Source organism: Streptomyces sp. NPDC059002, assembly GCF_042740435.1.
Classification (GTDB): domain Bacteria; phylum Actinomycetota; class Actinomycetes; order Streptomycetales; family Streptomycetaceae; genus Streptomyces.
The window spans coordinates 32,449-49,283 of record NZ_JBHYJI010000030.1 but is presented as its reverse complement, the minus strand read 5'-3'; the positions used below and the strand labels follow the sequence as shown (position 1 = coordinate 49,283).

At 69.8% G+C, this 16,835-nt stretch carries 16 protein-coding genes and 1 riboswitch; of the genes, 4 read left to right on the top strand and 12 right to left on the bottom strand.

The window, feature by feature from the left end; all coding sequences use genetic code 11:
* Nucleotides 1–6: 6 nt before the first annotated feature.
* The 7 genes from ACFWZ2_RS25260 to clpS all read right to left on the bottom strand — a co-directional run bounded on the left by ACFWZ2_RS25260 (nucleotide 7) and on the right by clpS (nucleotide 6,401).
* On the bottom strand, nucleotides 7–801 hold the full coding sequence (locus ACFWZ2_RS25260) for an ABC transporter ATP-binding protein (RefSeq protein ID WP_384549285.1): 795 nt from the start codon (nucleotides 799–801) through the stop codon (nucleotides 7–9).
* Nucleotides 798–1,799 (bottom strand): FecCD family ABC transporter permease, encoded by a 1,002-nt coding sequence (locus tag ACFWZ2_RS25255; RefSeq protein ID WP_384549397.1) that lies wholly within the window; start codon nucleotides 1,797–1,799, stop codon nucleotides 798–800. Before ACFWZ2_RS25255 ends, ACFWZ2_RS25260 begins: the two co-directional genes overlap by 4 nt.
* Nucleotides 1,800–1,885: 86 nt before the next feature.
* On the bottom strand, nucleotides 1,886–2,848 hold the full coding sequence (locus tag ACFWZ2_RS25250; protein WP_384549283.1) for an ABC transporter substrate-binding protein: 963 nt from the start codon (nucleotides 2,846–2,848) through the stop codon (nucleotides 1,886–1,888).
* A gap of 44 nt (nucleotides 2,849–2,892) precedes the next feature.
* Nucleotides 2,893–3,043, bottom strand: a riboswitch (cobalamin riboswitch).
* 22 nt (nucleotides 3,044–3,065) lie between these two features.
* Nucleotides 3,066–3,488, bottom strand: a complete 423-nt coding sequence (locus ACFWZ2_RS25245; RefSeq protein ID WP_384549281.1) for a Mov34/MPN/PAD-1 family protein — start codon at nucleotides 3,486–3,488, stop codon at nucleotides 3,066–3,068.
* A 135-nt stretch (nucleotides 3,489–3,623) separates the two neighbouring features.
* Complete coding sequence (locus ACFWZ2_RS25240; protein WP_384549279.1) at nucleotides 3,624–5,111, bottom strand: amino acid permease; 1,488 nt, start codon at nucleotides 5,109–5,111, stop codon at nucleotides 3,624–3,626.
* A 361-nt stretch (nucleotides 5,112–5,472) separates the two neighbouring features.
* Nucleotides 5,473–6,075, bottom strand: a complete 603-nt coding sequence (locus ACFWZ2_RS25235) for a DUF2017 domain-containing protein (protein WP_384549277.1) — start codon at nucleotides 6,073–6,075, stop codon at nucleotides 5,473–5,475.
* Between the two features lie 11 nt (nucleotides 6,076–6,086).
* The gene (gene clpS, locus ACFWZ2_RS25230; protein WP_384549275.1) at nucleotides 6,087–6,401 is read right to left on the bottom strand and encodes an ATP-dependent Clp protease adapter ClpS; all 315 of its coding nucleotides are present in this window, start codon (nucleotides 6,399–6,401) and stop codon (nucleotides 6,087–6,089) included.
* A 90-nt stretch (nucleotides 6,402–6,491) separates the two neighbouring features.
* On the opposite strand from clpS, the gene ACFWZ2_RS25225 reads away from it, so the two are divergent.
* Together ACFWZ2_RS25225 and ACFWZ2_RS25220 are read left to right on the top strand one after the other, a co-directional pair.
* Entirely contained in the window at nucleotides 6,492–7,820 is a 1,329-nt protein-coding gene (locus tag ACFWZ2_RS25225) for a nicotinate phosphoribosyltransferase (protein ID WP_384549273.1), read from the top strand.
* 86 nt (nucleotides 7,821–7,906) lie between these two features.
* Complete coding sequence (locus ACFWZ2_RS25220; protein ID WP_384549271.1) at nucleotides 7,907–8,491, top strand: isochorismatase family protein; 585 nt, start codon at nucleotides 7,907–7,909, stop codon at nucleotides 8,489–8,491.
* A gap of 32 nt (nucleotides 8,492–8,523) precedes the next feature.
* On the opposite strand, the gene ACFWZ2_RS25215 is transcribed toward ACFWZ2_RS25220, so the two are convergent.
* Both ACFWZ2_RS25215 and ACFWZ2_RS25210 read right to left on the bottom strand, forming a co-directional pair.
* Entirely contained in the window at nucleotides 8,524–8,868 is a 345-nt protein-coding gene (locus tag ACFWZ2_RS25215; RefSeq protein WP_384549269.1) for a hypothetical protein, read from the bottom strand.
* A 147-nt stretch (nucleotides 8,869–9,015) separates the two neighbouring features.
* Nucleotides 9,016–11,382 carry an immune inhibitor A domain-containing protein gene (locus ACFWZ2_RS25210; protein ID WP_384549395.1) on the bottom strand — a complete coding sequence of 789 codons (2,367 nt, stop codon included), beginning with the start codon at nucleotides 11,380–11,382 and terminating at the stop codon, nucleotides 9,016–9,018.
* A 539-nt stretch (nucleotides 11,383–11,921) separates the two neighbouring features.
* Here ACFWZ2_RS25210 and ACFWZ2_RS25205 point away from each other — a divergent pair.
* Complete coding sequence (locus ACFWZ2_RS25205; RefSeq protein WP_384549267.1) at nucleotides 11,922–12,206, top strand: hypothetical protein; 285 nt, start codon at nucleotides 11,922–11,924, stop codon at nucleotides 12,204–12,206.
* A 47-nt stretch (nucleotides 12,207–12,253) separates the two neighbouring features.
* On the opposite strand, the gene ACFWZ2_RS25200 is transcribed toward ACFWZ2_RS25205, so the two are convergent.
* Nucleotides 12,254–12,958, bottom strand: coding sequence for an RDD family protein (locus tag ACFWZ2_RS25200; RefSeq protein ID WP_384549265.1), 705 nt, complete (start codon nucleotides 12,956–12,958; stop codon nucleotides 12,254–12,256).
* A 101-nt stretch (nucleotides 12,959–13,059) separates the two neighbouring features.
* On the bottom strand, nucleotides 13,060–14,532 hold the full coding sequence (locus tag ACFWZ2_RS25195) for an RDD family protein (protein ID WP_384549263.1): 1,473 nt from the start codon (nucleotides 14,530–14,532) through the stop codon (nucleotides 13,060–13,062).
* Nucleotides 14,533–14,800: 268 nt separating this feature from the next.
* Between ACFWZ2_RS25195 and ACFWZ2_RS25190 the strand changes: the two genes are divergently transcribed.
* Nucleotides 14,801–15,286 carry an SsgA family sporulation/cell division regulator gene (locus ACFWZ2_RS25190; protein WP_384549261.1) on the top strand — a complete coding sequence of 162 codons (486 nt, stop codon included), beginning with the start codon at nucleotides 14,801–14,803 and terminating at the stop codon, nucleotides 15,284–15,286.
* A gap of 49 nt (nucleotides 15,287–15,335) precedes the next feature.
* On the opposite strand, the gene ACFWZ2_RS25185 is transcribed toward ACFWZ2_RS25190, so the two are convergent.
* The gene (locus ACFWZ2_RS25185) at nucleotides 15,336–16,757 is read right to left on the bottom strand and encodes an FAD-binding oxidoreductase (RefSeq protein WP_384549259.1); all 1,422 of its coding nucleotides are present in this window, start codon (nucleotides 16,755–16,757) and stop codon (nucleotides 15,336–15,338) included.
* Between the last annotated feature and the right edge of the window lie 78 nt (nucleotides 16,758–16,835).

Here is a 16,835-nt window from a genome sequence, read left to right as displayed (position 1 = left end):
ATCCGCTCAGGATGCGGGCGGCGGCAGATAGACGACGGTCGGCGCACCGGTCACCGGATGGGTGCTGACCTCGGCCGTCACTCCGTACACGGTGGCGAGCAGCTCGGCCGTGAGCACCTCCTTGGGCGCCCCCGAGGCGACCAGGCGGCCGCCGTCCAGGACATAGAGGCGGTCGCAGTAGTACGCGGCCAGGTTCAGGTCGTGCAGGGCGAGCAGGTTCGTCGTGCCCAAGTCCCTTACCAGGGAGAGGATTTCGAGCTGATAGCGGATGTCCAGATGGTTGGTGGGCTCGTCGAGCACGACGAGGGTGGGGCGCTGCACCAGGGCGCGGGCCATCAGGGCGCGCTGGCGTTCGCCGCCGGAGAGCGAGGGGAACGCGCGGTCGGCGAGCGCGGCGACGCCGACCCGGTCGAGCGCCGCCCGCACGAGCTCCTCGTCGGCCGCCGTGTCCGCCTCCCAGAAGCGCTTGTGCGGGGAGCGGCCCATGGCGACCACCTGCCGGACGGTCAGCTCGAACGCGGCCTGCCCGTCCTGCGGCACGGTGGCCAGGCGCCGTGCGCGCGCCTTCGCGGGCATCGCCACCAGGTCGTCGCCGTCCAGGAGGGCGCGGCCGTGGGTGGGGCGCAGGGTGCCGTAGACGCAGCGCAGCAGGGTCGTCTTGCCGCTGCCGTTGGGGCCGACGACGCCGACGGTCTCGCCGGGTGCGGCGGTCAGGTCGACGCCGTCCACCAGGAGCCTGCCGCCCACTTCGTACGAGAGGGACTCGGTGCGCAGTTCACCGGCGGGCGGTGACTGGTTCATGCCGGGACTCCTTCGGTACGCCGCCGCAGCAGCCACAGGAAGAACGGGCCGCCGGTCAGCGCGGTGAGCACGCCGACCGGGATGTCCTGCGGCGCGGCGACCGTGCGCGCGGCGAGGTCGGCGACGACCAGGAACACCGCGCCCATCAGCGCCACCACCGGGAGCAGCGGGCGGTGCGCGGCGCCGACCAGCATGCGGGCGGCGTGCGGCACCATCAGGCCGACGAAGCCGATGGCCCCGCTGTACGCCACGAGGACGCCGGTCAGGAGCGAGGCGAGGACGAAGACGGCGGCGCGGAAGCGGGCGGTGTCCAGGCCGAGGACGGTGGCACCCTCCTCGCCGACGAGCAGCAGGTCGAGGGGGCGGGCCAGCGCCATCAGGAGGGCCGTGCCGGCGACCAGGGCGACGCAGGGCAGGGCGAGCATGTCCCAGCGGGCGCTGCCGAGGCCGCCGAGCGTCCAGTACAGGACTTCCTTGAGGTGGTCCGCGCTGTCCGCAGTGACCAGGATGAGGCTGGTCAGGGCGGTCAGGATGTACGAGACGGCGACTCCGGCGAGGATCAGGCGGCCGGTCGCGAACCCGCCGCCGCTGCGCGCCAGGGCGTAGACGAGGACCAGCGCGATCAGTGCGCCCGCGAAGGCCGCCGCGGGGATGGTGACGGTCGTCGCGAGCGCCGAGCCGACGCCGAAGGTGCCGCCGAGCACGATCGCGCCGACCGCGCCGACGGAGGCGCCCGAGGAGACGCCCAGCAGGAACGGGTCGGCGAGGGGGTTGCGGACGAGGGCCTGCAGGACGGTGCCGATGACCGCGAGGCCCGCGCCGACGGTGGCGCCCAGCAGGACTCTGGGGAGTCGGACGTCCAGCACGATCGTGCGGAACGGGGAGGGTTCCGCGTTCCCCGTGAGGATCTCGATGACGTTCCCTGGCGGGATGCGTACGGAACCGAGGGCCAACCCGGCGACGATCGCTGCCGCGAGGGCTGCGGTGAGCGCCGTCAGGATCACGAGGTGCTGTCCCCGTGACCTGCGCCCATCGCCCTTCGGGCTCGTCCTCAAACGCCGGACGGGCTGGACACCCTGCGCCTTCACAGCTGCGCCGCCAGCTTCTTCACCGCCTCTGGTGCTCGTACTCCTGTGACCATGTCCGAAAGGGGAAGCACCGCGAAGCGCTTGTTCTTGATGGCGGGGACGTCGGCGAGGGCCGGGTCGTCGAGGAGGCGCTTCTTCTTCTGGGCGACGGACGTGGCGCCGTAGTCGAGGATGACGATGGTCTCCGGCTTGCGGTCCACGACCGTCTCCCAGGAGGCGTCGGCGAAGGACTTGTCGACGTCGGCGAGGACGTTGCGGCCGCCCGCGCGCTTGATGATGTCGTTGCCGATGCCGCGGCCGCCCACGGTGAACGCCGTCTTGTCGCCGCTGTCGTAGACGAAGACGGACCGGGGCTTCTTGCCCTTCAACTGCTCGGTCGTGGCGGCCAGTTCGCGCTCGGCGCCGCGGACCCACGTGTCGGCCCGATCCCGCACCCCGAAGGTGGCGCCGACCTCGCGGACCTCGCGGAAGACGTCGTCCATGGTGACGGGGCGCTTCGCGCAGCCCTCGATGTTCAGGCGGCTCTTGATGCCGGACTTGGCGAGCGCGGGGCGGCCGCGGCCGTCGCCCGCGAGGAAGGCGCTCGAGTAACCGCCGTACACGAAGTCGGGGTTGGCGGCGAGCAGCTTCTCGTACGAGGGGTACTCCTTGGCGATCACGGGGATGGCCTCGTACGCCTTCTCGTACTTCGGCAGGACCTTGTCGTCGAGGTAGGCGGTGCCCGCCATGCGGTCCCGCAGGCCCAGTTCCAGCATCACTTCGGTGGCGTGCTGGTTCATGGTGACGGCGCGCTCGGGAGGTGCGTCGTACGTCGTCCGCACACCGCAGTTGGTGACGGTGTACGGGAATCCGGCGGCCTTGGCGGCGGGCTTCGCGTCACCGCCGGAGTCCGGCGAGGAGCACGCGGCGAGCGGGACGAGCAGGGCCGCGGCGGCCAGGGCGCGTATCGGGCGGGGCATGACTGGTGCTGCCTCCTCCAGGGGATTTCCGCGTCCCCTGCGTCGTGTGGAGAAAGGCGGCAGGTCAGTTCCTGACTTCCCCGCCCCGGCACGTGGCAAGGGGGTGGGGTCACAGTGGCGGGACCGTGCCGGGCTTGCACCGGCTTCCTGTTCCTGCCGCCTCAAAATGGGGGTCCCCCCTGCTCATTAAGAGCTTGGGGGCGATCGTGGGTCAGTATCAGTATGCCTGGACGACCTGCACGTCTTCCTCGGTGACCTCGCCGTCCACGATCCGGAACGAGCGGAACTGGAAGGGACCCGCGTCGTCGGTGTCCGCGGTGGAGACCAGGACGTAGTGCGCGCCGGGTTCGTTGGCGTACGTGATGTCGGTGCGCGAGGGGTACGCCTCGGTCGCCGTGTGCGAGTGGTAGACGATCACCGGCTCCTCGTCGCGGTCGTCCATCTCGCGGTAGAGCTTGAGCAGGTCACCCGAGTCGAACTCGTAGAACGTGGGCGAGCGCGCGGCGTTCAGCATCGGGATGAACCGCTCGGGCCTGCCGGTGCCCGCGGGACCCGCGACCACGCCGCACGCCTCGTCGGGGTGGTCCTGGCGCGCGTGCGCGACGATCTGGTCCTGGAGGGCCTGGGTGATGGTCAGCATGGCAGCCAGGATAAGCAGAGGGGCCCCCGCGTACCGAAGTGTGGTACGCGAGGGCCCGAATGCTGGACAGGGGCCTTGGGGAGCCGCTCAGTCCTCGGTGACATCAGCCCTTGAGGACATCAGTCCTTGGCGACATCAGTCCTTGGTGACGGAGACGCTGTCGGAGACACCGGTCTTCCGCTTGTTGAAGGCCGCGGCCTGCGGGTTGCGGCGCTTGAGGACCTGGTAGGCGACGACCAGGATCGCGGCCCAGACCGGCGCGGCGTACAGCGAGATCCGCGCGTCCTTGTCGACGCCCATCATCACGATGACCATGCCGATGAAGGCGAGCGCGAACCAGCTGGTGAACGGGGCGCCCGGGGCACGGAAGGTGGACTGCGGCAGCTCGCCGCGGTCGGCCTTGCGGCGGTAGCGGATCTGGCAGGCCAGGATCATGATCCAGGCCCACATGCCGGAGATGGTCGCGAAGGAGACGACGTAGTTGAACGCCTCGCCCGGCCACTGGTAGTTGATCCAGACGCCGAACAGCATGAACGCGGCGGAGACCGTGGTGCCGATCAGCGGCAGGCCGTTCTTCGTGAGCTTGGTGAAGAACTTCGGGCCCTGGCCGTTGAGCGCCAGGTCGCGCAGCATGCGGCCGGTGGAGTACATGCCGGAGTTGCAGGAGGAGAGCGCGGCGGTGAGGACCACGAAGTTCACGATGGCGGCGCCGACGCCGAGGCCCATCTCCTCGAAGGCCTTCACGAACGGCGAGACGCCGGGCTTGAAGGAGGTCCACGGGACGACCGACAGGATCATGATCAGGGCGCCGACGTAGAAGACGGCGATGCGCCACGGCACGGTGTTGATGGCCTTGGGCAGGACGGTCTTCGGGTCCTTGGACTCGCCCGCGGTGACGCCGACCAGCTCGACGGCGAGGAAGGCGAACATCACGATCTGCAGGGTCATCAGCGTGGAGCCGATGCCGTTCGGGAAGAAGCCGCCGTCGTTCCACAGGTGGCTGACGGACGCGGTGTCACCGGCGTCGGAGAAGCCGATGGTGAGGATGCCGATGCAGATCAGGATCATGCCGATGATGGCGGTGACCTTGACCATGGAGAACCAGAACTCGAGCTCACCGAAGAGCTTCACGGAGATGAGGTTCGCGCCGTACAGGATGACCGTGAAGATCAGGGCGTACGCCCATTGCGGCACGGAGCCGTGTGTCCAGTACTGCATGTACTGGGCGGCCGCGGTGACTTCGGTGATGCCGGTGACGACCCAGAAGAGCCAGTACGTCCAGCCGGTCACGAATCCGAAGAACGGGCCCATGAATTCACGCGCGTACTCCGAGAAGGAGCCGGACACGGGCCGGTACATGAGGAGCTCGCCGAGCGCCCGCATGATGAAGAAGATGACGAGGCCCGCGATGGCGTACGCCAGGATGAGGCTCGGTCCGGCCTTGTGGATGGCCTTGCCCGCGCCGAGGAACAGGCCGGTGCCGATGGCACCGCCGATCGCGATCATCTGGATCTGCCGGGCCCCGAGCCCGCGCTGATATCCCTCGCCCTCGCCGGACGAGCCCTGCACGACCCCATTGCCGCCGTGCTCGTCGTGCTGCTCTTCGACCTGCACTGAGGTCATGGTGACGCCTTTCTCCATGCTGATCCGCGCCCGCACATCTGCGTTGTGGCTGCGGATCAGGTCCTGATCCCCCCGGATATGGATGGAGTGCTGCCGACGGTCTGCCGGCCCGAGCGCCCCCGGCGACATGGGTGGCGTCACCGAGTGGTCGTGAAGATTTATCACGGGGGCAACAGTGATCGATTGAGCCACGTGTGGCGCACACCACTAGGAGAAGCGGACAAACTTCCCTTGGCGCTCCATAAGAGGGCAATGCCGTGACGCGATCGTTATTTGGATTTGAGCGTCCGCTGAGCGAACGGCACCCGAAGGGGCATGAGGAACCGCGCGACCGGCCAAAACGCGCCCCGTGCTGGAGAACTCAGCCGAGCAGCGTCCCGACCAGCGTCTCCTGCAGTCCGCCGAGCCACAGATAGGCCATCACCATCGGCTTGCGGGGGTCGGAGTCGGGCAGCCGGAACAGCAGATCCGCGTCCTCCTCGTCGGTGACCTCCAGGCGCGTGCCGATCGCCAGACGGAGGTCGTTGAGGGCGCCGAGCCAGTGCCGCGACTCCTCGACCGACAGCTTCAGGACAGCTCCGCCCTCGCCCGACGCCGTCATCGAGTCGAGGGAGCGGATCACCACGAGGGCGTCGTCGCGCTTCTTGGCGCGCAGGTCGTTCTCGGTGAAACGCCTGAACTCGGCGGAGTGCGCCCGCAGTTCCTCCGGGTCGTCCGCGCCGTGCTCGCTGCCGGGCCCGCCGTACGCGTCGGGCAGCAGCCGCATCATCACCGGGTCGGTGGGCGGCTCGCTGGGACCCTCGGCGAACAGTTCGGCGAGCGGGTCGTCGGAGGGCTCACCGCCCGGTCCGGGGCCGATCAGCTCCAGGAGCTGCACGGCGAGGGAACGGACGATGGAGATCTCGACCTCGTCGAGCGCGACGGCGGCGCCGCCCCCGGGGATCGGTTCGAAGTGTCCTGGCATCGGCTGCGTCGCTACTTCCGGTCCTGCTGGAGGGTGGCCCACAGGCCATAACCGTGCATGGCCTGTACGTCGCGCTCCATCTCCTCGCGGGTACCGCTGGAGACGACGGCACGGCCCTTCTGGTGCACGTCCATCATGAGCTTCGTGGCCTTGCCCTTCGAGTACCCGAAGTACGTCTGGAACACATACGTCACGTAACTCATCAGGTTGACCGGATCGTTGTGCACGAGCGTGATCCAGGGGACGTCCGGCTCGGGAACGACGAAGACCTCTTCGTCCGATTCCGGGCGGGTGATCTCTGCGGGAGCCGTACTCACGTGTCCCATGCTGCCATCCACAGGGGGGCCTCGCACAAATGGCCTCCTCGGGGGCGAGGAAATCGTCAGAGTGACGAAATTGGGGGTAGCATCCCTCGTATGAACACAGCGGACCTTGGCCTGCCGGTGGATGTTCCGTCGACAGCGCTCTTCACGGACCAGTACGAGCTGACGATGCTGCAGGCCGCCCTGAAGGCGGGCACGGGTGACCGGCGTTCGGTCTTCGAGGTCTTCACCCGCAGACTGCCCGAAGGACGGCGCTACGGAGTCGTGGCCGGAACGGGCCGGGTTCTCGACGCCGTCGAGAACTTCCGCTTCGACGCCGACGTCATCGGCTTCCTGCGCGAGCGCGGCATCGTCGACGAGGCGACCCTGGAGTGGCTCTCCTCGTACCGCTTCAGCGGTGACATCTGGGGCTACCCCGAGGGCGAGGTCTACTTCCCCGGCTCGCCGATCCTGCGGGTCGAGGGCTCCTTCGCGGAGTGCGTGCTCCTGGAGACCGTGATCCTCTCCATCCTCAACCACGACTCCGCGATCGCGGCCGCCGCGTCGCGCATGTCGTCGGCCGCCGGGGACCGCCCGCTGATCGAGATGGGCGCACGCCGCACCCACGAACTGGCCGCCGTCGCCGCGGCCCGCGCCGCCTACGTCGGAGGCTTCGCGACCACCTCGGACCTCGCGGCCGGCTTCCGCTACGGCATCCCCACCGTCGGCACCAGCGCCCACGCCTTCACACTCCTGCACGACAACGAGCGCGACGCGTTCCGCGCCCAGGTCGACTCGCTCGGCCGCGGCACGACCCTGCTCGTCGACACCTACGACGTGACCGAGGCCGTCCGCACCGCCGTCGAGATCGCCGGGCCCGAGCTGGGCGCCGTCCGCATCGACTCCGGCGACCTGCTGCTCGTCGCCCACCGGGTGCGCAAGGAGCTGGACGAGCTCGGCGCCCCCCACACGAAGATCGTCGTGACCTCGGACCTCGACGAGTACGCCATCGCGTCCCTCGCCGCGGCGCCCGTCGACGCGTACGGCGTGGGCACCCAGCTCGTCACCGGATCCGGGCACCCCACCTGCTCCATGGTCTACAAGCTGGTGGCCCGCGCCCACTCGGGCGACCCCAAGGCCCCCCTCGAACCCGTCGCGAAGAAGTCGCTCGGCGCCAAGACGTCCATGGGCGGCCGCAAGTGGGCCGCGCGCAGGACCGACGAGCACGGCGTCGCCGAGGCCGAGGTCGTCGGCACCGGGCCCGTGCCGACGGCGCTCGCCGACCGGCAGCTCCTGGTCGAGCTGGTCAAGGGCGGCGAGGTCGTCGCCCGCGAGCCTCTCGACGCGGTCCGCGACCGGCACGCCGCCGCGCGTGCGGGGCTTCCGCTGTCCGCGACGCAGCTGTCGCGGGGCGAGGCGGTCATCCCCACCGAGTACGCCTGATCCGGCGCCGGACGCTTCAATTGCCCCTTCCCGCAACCTACTTGAATTCCCTACGCTCGTAGTCTCCCAGCCGAAGGACACCCGCCATGCGCCGCGCACTGATCGTCGTCGATGTGCAGAACGACTTCTGCGAAGGCGGCAGCCTCGCGGTGGCCGGCGGTGCGGACGTGGCCGCCGCCATCACCGAGCTCATCGGCCAGGCCCCGGCGGGCTACCGGCACGTCGTGGCCACCCGCGACCACCACATCGACCCCGGCGGCCACTTCTCCGCGAGCCCGGACTACGTCGACTCCTGGCCGCCGCACTGCGTGGCGGGCACGGAGGGGATCGGCTTCCACCCGAACTTCGCCCCGGTCGTCGCCTCCGGCGCGATCGACGCGGTCTTCGACAAGGGGGCGCACTCGGCGGCCTACAGCGGGTTCGAGGGCGTCGACGAGAACGGGGTCTCCTTGGCGGAGTGGCTGCGGGAGCGGGAGATCACGGAGGTGGACGTGGTGGGGCTTGCCACGGACCACTGCGTGCGGGCCACCGCTCTGGACGCGGCCCGGGAGGGGTTCAGGACGACGGTTCTCCTCGACCTGACCGCGGGGGTCGCCGAGGCGACCACGGAGGCGGCGGTCGCCGAGATGCGCTCGGCGGGGGTCGAGCTCGTCGGGAAGCCCGTCGTGTGACCGAATCGGGACTCCGCCCCGGACCCCGCTCCTCACACGCCGGAGGGGCTGGTATTCACGCCGGAGGGGGCGGAATTCTGCCTCTTCAGCGCCCTGATCGGGTGCCACAGCTCCCTGGAGTCGTCCGGCGCCGCGCGCCATATCAGGCCGTCCGGATGGTGCAGGACCGCCGTGATCTCGTCCGGCGTGGGCGGCTCCGCGTTGCCGCGGAGGTAGACCGCCCGCAGGCCCAGGTTCCGCAGGCGTGTCAGCGCCCTCGCCCGGTTCACCGCGTGCACGATCATGCGGACCGTGCCGCCGCCCGGCGACGGGCTCGGCAGCGTCAGGGCCACCACCACGCTGCCGTTCGGCAGCTTGCAGAAACCTCCTGCGGACATGGTTCGTCACACCCCCGTGAGACATCGCACGGGGTCCCTGGCCGGACCCCGCGTCAATAAGAAATCCACAGCACGCACCTAAACACGATCGGCCGCCGCCCGCTAGAGGGCGACGGCCGATCATGGTTTGACCTGCGGAAACGCTAATTACTTGGTGGAGGGACCCACCTGGACCGTGATCGTCGAGCCGTCCTTGGGCTGCTTGATGATCTTGATCTGAGTGTTGGTGTCAGTGACCTTGACACTTCCCGTGGGGTTCTCCTTGTACCAGTAGGTGCCCTTGCGGTCGTCGAAGACCGGGACGCCCTTCTGGGACTTGATCTTCAGCGCGACGTCCTTGTCGTGGAGCGTGAACTTGTCGGTCGCGAACTTGCTGAAGGGCGCGTCGAACGGCTGGATCTTGTTGCGCAGAACCGTGCCGTCCTGCCACTTCAGCGGCTTGGCGTGGGCGTCGACCGGAAGGATCAGACCCTCGCCGGGGTGCTGGCTGGTGTTGTTGTCCTTCTGCGCGGTGTCCCACTGCCAGACCATCAGGCCGGTCTGGTACGGGTAGTGCTCGACCCAGTCGGGGCGGGCCTTCGAACCGAAGTTGTACGGGCCGACCTTGAGGGTCTTGTCGTAGGACACGTACTGGCGGTTCTCGGCGAGGTAGTACTGGTCGTACTTCTTGGTGAAGGACTCGCCGATGCGCGAAAAGCCCTTCGCCGTCCAGCCGTTGTCGTCGCCCTCGGCGCCGTCCTCGAAGAGCTTGGCGCCGTCCGCGGTGATCGCGAGGGAGTCGGCGGCGAAGCCCTTGCCGCCCGCGCCGCCGTCCGTGGAGTAGCGGAAGCGGATGTCGAACTTCTTGCCCGCGTAGGCGTCGAGCGGGAAGACCAGCTTCTTGTACTTGGCGGACGCACCGGTCAACGCGGGCTTGTCACCGGCGTCGCGGGGGATCGGCTTGCCGTCCGCGGTGCCGTCGATCGGCGTCCAGTTGGCGCCGTTGTCCGTCGAGACCTCGGTGTAGAGCCAGTCGTAGTTGGCCTCGATGTCCCACCAACCGTCAAGGGAGAGCTCGGCCTTGGACTTGCCGGTCAGGTCGACCGACCGCGTCAGGGTGTTCTTGAGGTCGTCGCCCTGGTCGCTCCACCACTGCTTGGCGCCCTCGGTGGGCTTCGCGACGGTGGTGGTGACGGACTTCTTCGGCAGGTCGACGACGAGCGCCTGGCGGTGGCGGGTGTTGTACTCCGCGACGCCCAGCTTGTGCTCGGAGGTCGTGGCCGCCTTGGCCTTGGCGTAGTCGAGCCAGCCCAGCTGGAACTTGTCCCAGGCGGTCATGTCGCCCGGCAGGTCACCGATGGAGTCCTTGCCGGTGCCGAGCCAGGAACCGGCCGACATCAGCGACCAGAAGCCGACCGAGTTCTCGCCCTTGCCCGTGGTGTCGTACAGGTCGGGCAGGCCGAGGTCGTGGCCGTACTCGTGGGCGAAGACGCCGAGGCCGCCGTTCTCCGGCTGCATGGTGTAGTCGCCGACCCAGATGCCCGAGTCGCCGATCTGGGTGCCGCCGGCCTTGTTGTCCGCGGGGCCGGTCTTGCCCGCGTCGTTGCCGTACGCGTACCAGCGGTGCGCCCACAGGGCGTTCTCGCCCTCGACGCCGCCGCCGGCCGACTCGTCCTCGCCCGCGTGGACGATCTGGAAGTGGTCGATGTAGCCGTCGGGCTCGTTGAAGTTGCCGTCGTTGTCGAAGTCGTAGCGGTCCCACTGGTCGTACTTGGCGAGATCCGTCTTGATCTGCTCGTCCGTACGGCCCTTGGCCTTCTGGTCCTTGGCCCAGGCGGTCACGCCGTCCTTGACCGCGTCCCAGACGTTCGGGCAGTTGGTGTCGCCGCAGTAGTTCGAGCCGTAACGGGCCTCGTTGTAGTCGACCTTGACCCAGTCGGAGACCTCACCGTCGACCGAGTAACGGCCGGAGGAGGTCTTCTCGTAGTAGGTCTTCAGGGACTCCTTCTGCTTGCCCTTGGAGTCCTTGCCCTTCCCGAAGTACAGGTCCTGGAAGTGCTGCTGGTTGTAATCCGCCTGCCAGGCCGTGCTGTTGTCCTTGGCACGGTCCGGCTTGGCTATCTTGTTGTGCAGCGGGCCCGGCTTGCCGCCGTACTTCTTGACCGGCTGCTCCGGACCCTCGGGGCCGTCCGGGTCGTACATGGTCGTGTCGTCGACCTTGTCCCCGAACTCCACCAGGATCGTGAAGATCTTGTCGGTCTTCTCCCGGCCGAGCTCGACGTACTTCTTGTCGTCGAGCTTGACGACCTGGGAGCCGCCCTTCTTCTGGACCTTGGCGTCGCCCGCGACGACCTGCTGCAGGGCCGCCTTGCGCTGCTGCGCCTGCTGCTTGCTGAACGGCCCGTCGAGGTCGTGGTCGACCTGGGCCTTGGCCCGCGACGGATCCTGCCGGTCGACGGCAGGCGCCCCGCCCGAGGTGCCGCTGTCGTCGGCCGACGCCGCTGCCGCCGAGAACGTCGCGGCGGCCGCGGCCATCGCCACGGCCACCGCGGTGGCTCTGAACGTCCGTGTTCTGACTGTCACTTGATGCTGTCCTCCCCCGCGCCCGCGCGAAAATGGCGGACCGAAATTCCCGGTCGGAGGAGGTCCGCGCGCGATGTACGCGTCACAAGTGACGACATTCGACCGGAAGTACGGGAGAAAAGACAGACCTTGACTTGAACAGGCCAAGTGCACTATGCAGACCCCGGGATCCGGTATCCGGACACGGGGCACTCCCCCACGGAAATCATCAACGGGCGCGCCATAACGTCCACTTGATGGACGCCATGAACCCGTGCGCCCCCTGTGCTCCGGCACCGTGGGTTAGGTCACGCTTACCACCCGTTCCCGTCGGGCATGCAGCGGAATAGAGTCAATCGACGGTGCGCTACCGCGCGTGGCGGCACATCCCAAGTCGCCGCCGTCGAGCCCCCTTTGATTCGTATACAGCCGTTCATACATCCGCATTCACCCCCATGGCCAAAAGCGTGGGGGGATCACTGCCGAGGACGGATCACGTCATGCCTCGTCCCATGCCTCGTCCGACCACCGCACAGATCGCCTACGGTTCCGTGACCGTCGTCTTCTCCACCCTCGCCATGCTGCTGCTCTCCCAGACCAGTTCCGGGGTCGGCATCGCGGTGATAGCCCTGGCCGCACTCGGCCTCGGCTTACTGGTGGCGCTGACGGTCCCGCTCCCCAAACCGGCGAATCCCGCCGCCCGCACCCTGCCCTCCCCCGCGCCCGCCGAGGAGCGCGTGCCGGCCCAGCGTGCCGTGCTCGCCGACTCCGTGGTGAGCGAACCGGCGGGCCCGTAAGTAACGAACCCGCCGGATCCAGTGCCGCCGCACCCCCTTGACGTCGGCTAGGTGCTGACCACCACTGTCTTCGCGGCCTTGTCGTGCAGGCCCTGCTTGTAGGGCTTGTCGAAGAAGCTCCAGCCGCCGCTGATCGCCGTCCAGATGCAGGCGCAGCAGAACGCGAACGGCAGCCAGAGGACGGCCGCGCGGGCCAGCGCGGTCTGCATGCTGGGCGTCGCCCCGTCGTTGAGGTTCGCGACGCGCATGCCCAGCCACTTCTTGCCGAGCGTCTGCCCGGTCTTGGAGATCATGAAGGTGTCGTACGCGATGTAGAGCACGGCGGCCAGCAGGGACTGGCCGAACGACTTGCCCGTGTTCATCTTGTCCGGGTCGATGTCGTACTCCGCCGTGCCGAAGAGCCAGGACAGCAGGCCTACGACGATGCCCACCAGAATCATGTCGATGATGCGGGCGAGCACACGCTTTCCGCTGTCGGCCAGGGGCGGCATCCCGGCGAGGGGATCCGGCCCGCCGTAGCCGCCGGGTCCACCGGCCGAGCCATAGGGGTCGCCCCCGTAGGGCGGGGGCGGCGGCGGGGTGCCGTAGGGAGAGCCGCCGCCGTCACCCGGGGGCGGGCTCCCGTAGGGGGATCCGCCGCCGGGCGGCGGGGAGTCGTACGGGGAGCCGCCGCCCTGCGGGGGCTGCTGCGGCGGCTGTTTCTTGAACGGATCGTCGTCCGGGGGCGGGTATTGCGGCGGTTCGGTGCTCATGGCCCGAGTCGACCGCGACGGCCCCGGCTCCGCATCCGGCGAGCGGCTGACCGGGTTACCCGGCGCGCCGCCGCCCCGTCACCCCACGGCGTGCCTTGCCGTCATCCCGCCACGAACGTGTTGGCCGCCTTGTCGTGCCAGCACTGCTTCCAGGGCTTGTCGAAGAGGCACCACAGCACTCCCACGACCCCGATCACGAGCACCCCCGGCACGCTGTACACCAGCCAGCGCCGCAGCGCCGCCCCGAACGTCGGCGTCGCGTGCTCCTCGATGTCCCGCACGTCGAGCCCGCACACCTTCTTGCCGAGGGTGCGGCCCCACTTGGCGGTGGGCAGCGCCTCGTACACGACGCCGAAGAGCAGCAGGACGGCGAGGATGATGCCGAGGTAGCCCGAGGTGGTGCCGTCGAGCAGCCAGACCGTGGTCTTCTCGCCGGACAGCTTCGCCGCGTCGATCTTGCTGTCGATGTGGTCGGCGGCCTTGGTGCCGAGCGGCAGTGCGGCGGCACCGGTGACGGCGACGAGGACGACCGTGTCGATGAGCCGCGCGGCGAGACGCCTGCCGAGCCCGGCGGGCCTGGCCGACGCCTGGTTCTGCGCCATCGCGAGGAACGGGTCGCTGGCCACCGGCTTCCACGGCACGACGGGCTGCCCGTCGCCCTGCGGCGTCGCGGCCGGGGTGGCACCGGCGAGCTGGTGGACCTGCTGCGCCCAGGACGGCGAGCCGCCGCCGGGGCCCGCGGTGACGGGCGAGGGGGCGCCGCCCTGCTGCGGCACGGAGGGCTGGGGGTGCGCGGCGTTCGGCTGAGGCTGGGCCTGCGGCGCGGGGGCCTGCGCAGGCGTGGCCGTCTGCGGCGGCACGGAGGCCTGCGCGGACTTGGGCCGCAGCGCGCGGATCGCCATGGTGCCTTCGGTGCCGCCCGAAGCGGCGGGCGCGGGGCTGACCGGTCCCGTCGGCCGACGGAACGTCACTGTGCCCTCGGTGGCGGGCGGTTTGGGGGCGCCGGGCTTGATGGCGCGGATCGCGACGGTGCCGGGGTTGCTCTGGTCCTCCGACGGCTCCGCAGGCTTGGCGGGCGTGGCGGGCTTGGCGGGTCCGGCAGCCTTGGCGGGTTCGGCGCCCGCCGCCGCGTCCGTGCGCGGCGCGCTGTCGCTGGGCACGCGCGGGTCGGCCTGTCCCGGGGCGCCCCAGGACACCCGGCGCTCCGCGTCGCCGCCGAGTCCGGCCTGCCGGGTGGCGTCGGCCTGCCAGGCGGACGCGGGCTCGGGCCTGGTGCCGTGCTGCGCGGAGTCGGCGGCGGGCTCGGCGGCGGGCTCGGGGTCGGGTTCGGCGGCGGGCTCCTCGTCGAAGAAAACGGGGCCCGTCTCCTCCGCGGGCGCGGGCGTCGCGGGCGGGGCCGCGGCGGCCACGCCGGGCGGGGCCGGCAGGGGTTCGCCGTCGGTCGGCGCGGGACGGCTCGTACCGGGCACCCAGGCGGCACCGTTCCAGTACCGGACATATCCGGGAATGGACGGGTCGGGGTAGTAGCCTTCGCGGGGCCTGTCGTCGCCTGGGGCCGGAGTTGGGGCGCTCATGTCCGTCGTCCCGTATCTGCTCGGGGGTCTTTTAAGGGCTCCACATCTATCAGACCTCCGTGTCCCACTGGGCCGCTCCCGCCCTACGGACCACTTTCCGGGCACGCTCCCCACACATCCCCCGCCGGGCCCGCACCCCCTGCCGGGCACCTCTGCAAAGTCGTACGAAGAAATTTTCCAGAACCCGCGTAATGCTCCGGGGATCTCGCGCTCTCCACTCGTACGGGTCCGCTCCCAGGGCCCCGCACGAGGAAAGGAAGCACACGACATGCACTCCGTGGTGGAACGCGAGCTGGAGCTCAAGCTGGTCCTCTCGCCGGAACGGGCCATCCCCGTCCCGGCCCGCCTCACCTACCGCACCGACGATCCCTACGCCGTCCACATCGCCTTCCACATCGGCTCCGAGCACCCGGTGAACTGGACGTTCGCCCGTGAGCTCCTGGTGGAGGGGGTGTTCAGGCCGTGCGGTCACGGTGACGTGCGGGTCTGGCCGACGAAGGTGGAAGGGCGCAGCGTCGTCCTGATGGCGCTCAGTTCGCCGGACGGCGACGCGCTCCTCGAAGCGCCGGCCGCGGCCGTGTCCGCCTGGCTGGAGCGGACGCTGCGGGTGGTCCCTCCGGGCTCTGAGTCCGAGCAGCTCGGCATCGACGACGGCCTCGCCGAGCTGCTCGCACCCACTCCGGGCCGCGGCCACGGGGACGAGCTGTGGCTGTGCGACCCGTGGCCCTCGGACGAGTCCAAGGACGGTGAGTGAACTCCGCCGCCACGGGGGCGGGAGCGGAGAGAGAACCTCACGAGGAGAGTCAGAACAGTTTGCCCGGGTTGAGGAGTGAGTGCGGGTCGAAGGCCGCCTTGACGGCCTGCTGCATCTCCACTCCCACCGGGCCGATCTCGCGTGCCAGCCATTCCTTCTTCAGGACCCCGACGCCGTGCTCGCCGGTGATGGTGCCGCCGAGTTCGAGGCCGAGGGCCATGATCTCGTCGAAGGACTCGCGGGCGCGCCTGGCCTCGTCGGGGTCTGCCGCGTCGAAGCAGACGGTGGGATGGGTGTTGCCGTCGCCCGCGTGCGCGCAGACCCCGATGGTCAGACCGTACTTCTCGCCGATGCGCTCGACGCCGTCGAGCATGTCGGCGAGCCTGGTGCGCGGCACGCACACGTCGTCGATCATCGTGGTGCCCTTGACGGCTTCGAGCGCCGTGAGGGACAACCGCCGCGCCTGGAGCAGGAGTTCCGACTCGGCGGCGTCCTCGGCCGGGACCACCTGGGTGGCGCCCGCGGCCTCGCAGAGCGCGCCGACGGCGGCGAGATCGGCCGCGGGGTCCGTGCTGTCGAAGGCGCACAGGAGCAGCGCCTCGGTGGTCTCGGGCAGGCCCATCTGCGCCAGCGCGTTCACGGCCTTCACCGTCGTACGGTCCATCAGTTCGAGGAGCGACGGGACGTGGCCGCCCGCCCGTCTCCCACCACCGCCCTTCTGCGGAAGCGCTTCGCGCCTTGTTGTTTCCATGATCCTGCACACGGCGTCGCAGGCGGCCTGCGAGGAGCCGAACTCGGCGGCGAGGACCAGCTGTTGCGGCGGCTGCGGCTTGAGCGCGAGGACCGCCCGTACGACGATGCCGAGGCTGCCCTCGGAGCCGACGAAGAGCCGGGTGAGGTCGTATCCCGCGACGCCCTTGGCCGTGCGGCGTCCGGTGCTCATGAGGCGCCCGTCGGCGAGGACGACGTCGAGCCCGAGGACGTACTCGGCGGTGACCCCGTACTTCACGCAGCACAGGCCGCCGGAGGCCGTGCCGATGTTGCCGCCGATGGTGCACGTCTCCCAGCTGGAGGGGTCCGGCGGGTAGTAGAGACCGTGTTCGTTGACCGCGCGGGAGAGGGTGGCGTTGACGACGCCCGGCTCGACGACCGCGATCCGGTCGACGGGGCTGATCTCCAGGATGCGGTCCATCTTGACGAGGGACAGCACGATGCAGCCCTCGGTGGCGTTGGCGGCACCCGACAGGCCGGTGCGAGCGCCCTGCGGGACGACGGGGACGCGCAGCGCGGTGGCGGTGCGCATCACGTGCTGGACCTGTTCGACGGTGCGCGGCAGGACGACCACGGCGGGCACGCCCGCGTCGCAGAAGCTCGCCATGTCGTGGGCGTACGAGGACGTGATGTCCGGGTCCGTGAGGACCGCCGCTGCGGGCAGGCCCTCCTGGAGGAGTTCGATGAGTGTGCGGCTCATGATCACAGCCTTGCACCCGGGGCCATCGGTGTGAACCCGTGTGCGACGCCGTTCCAGGCCGCCGGGATGTGCTCTTCG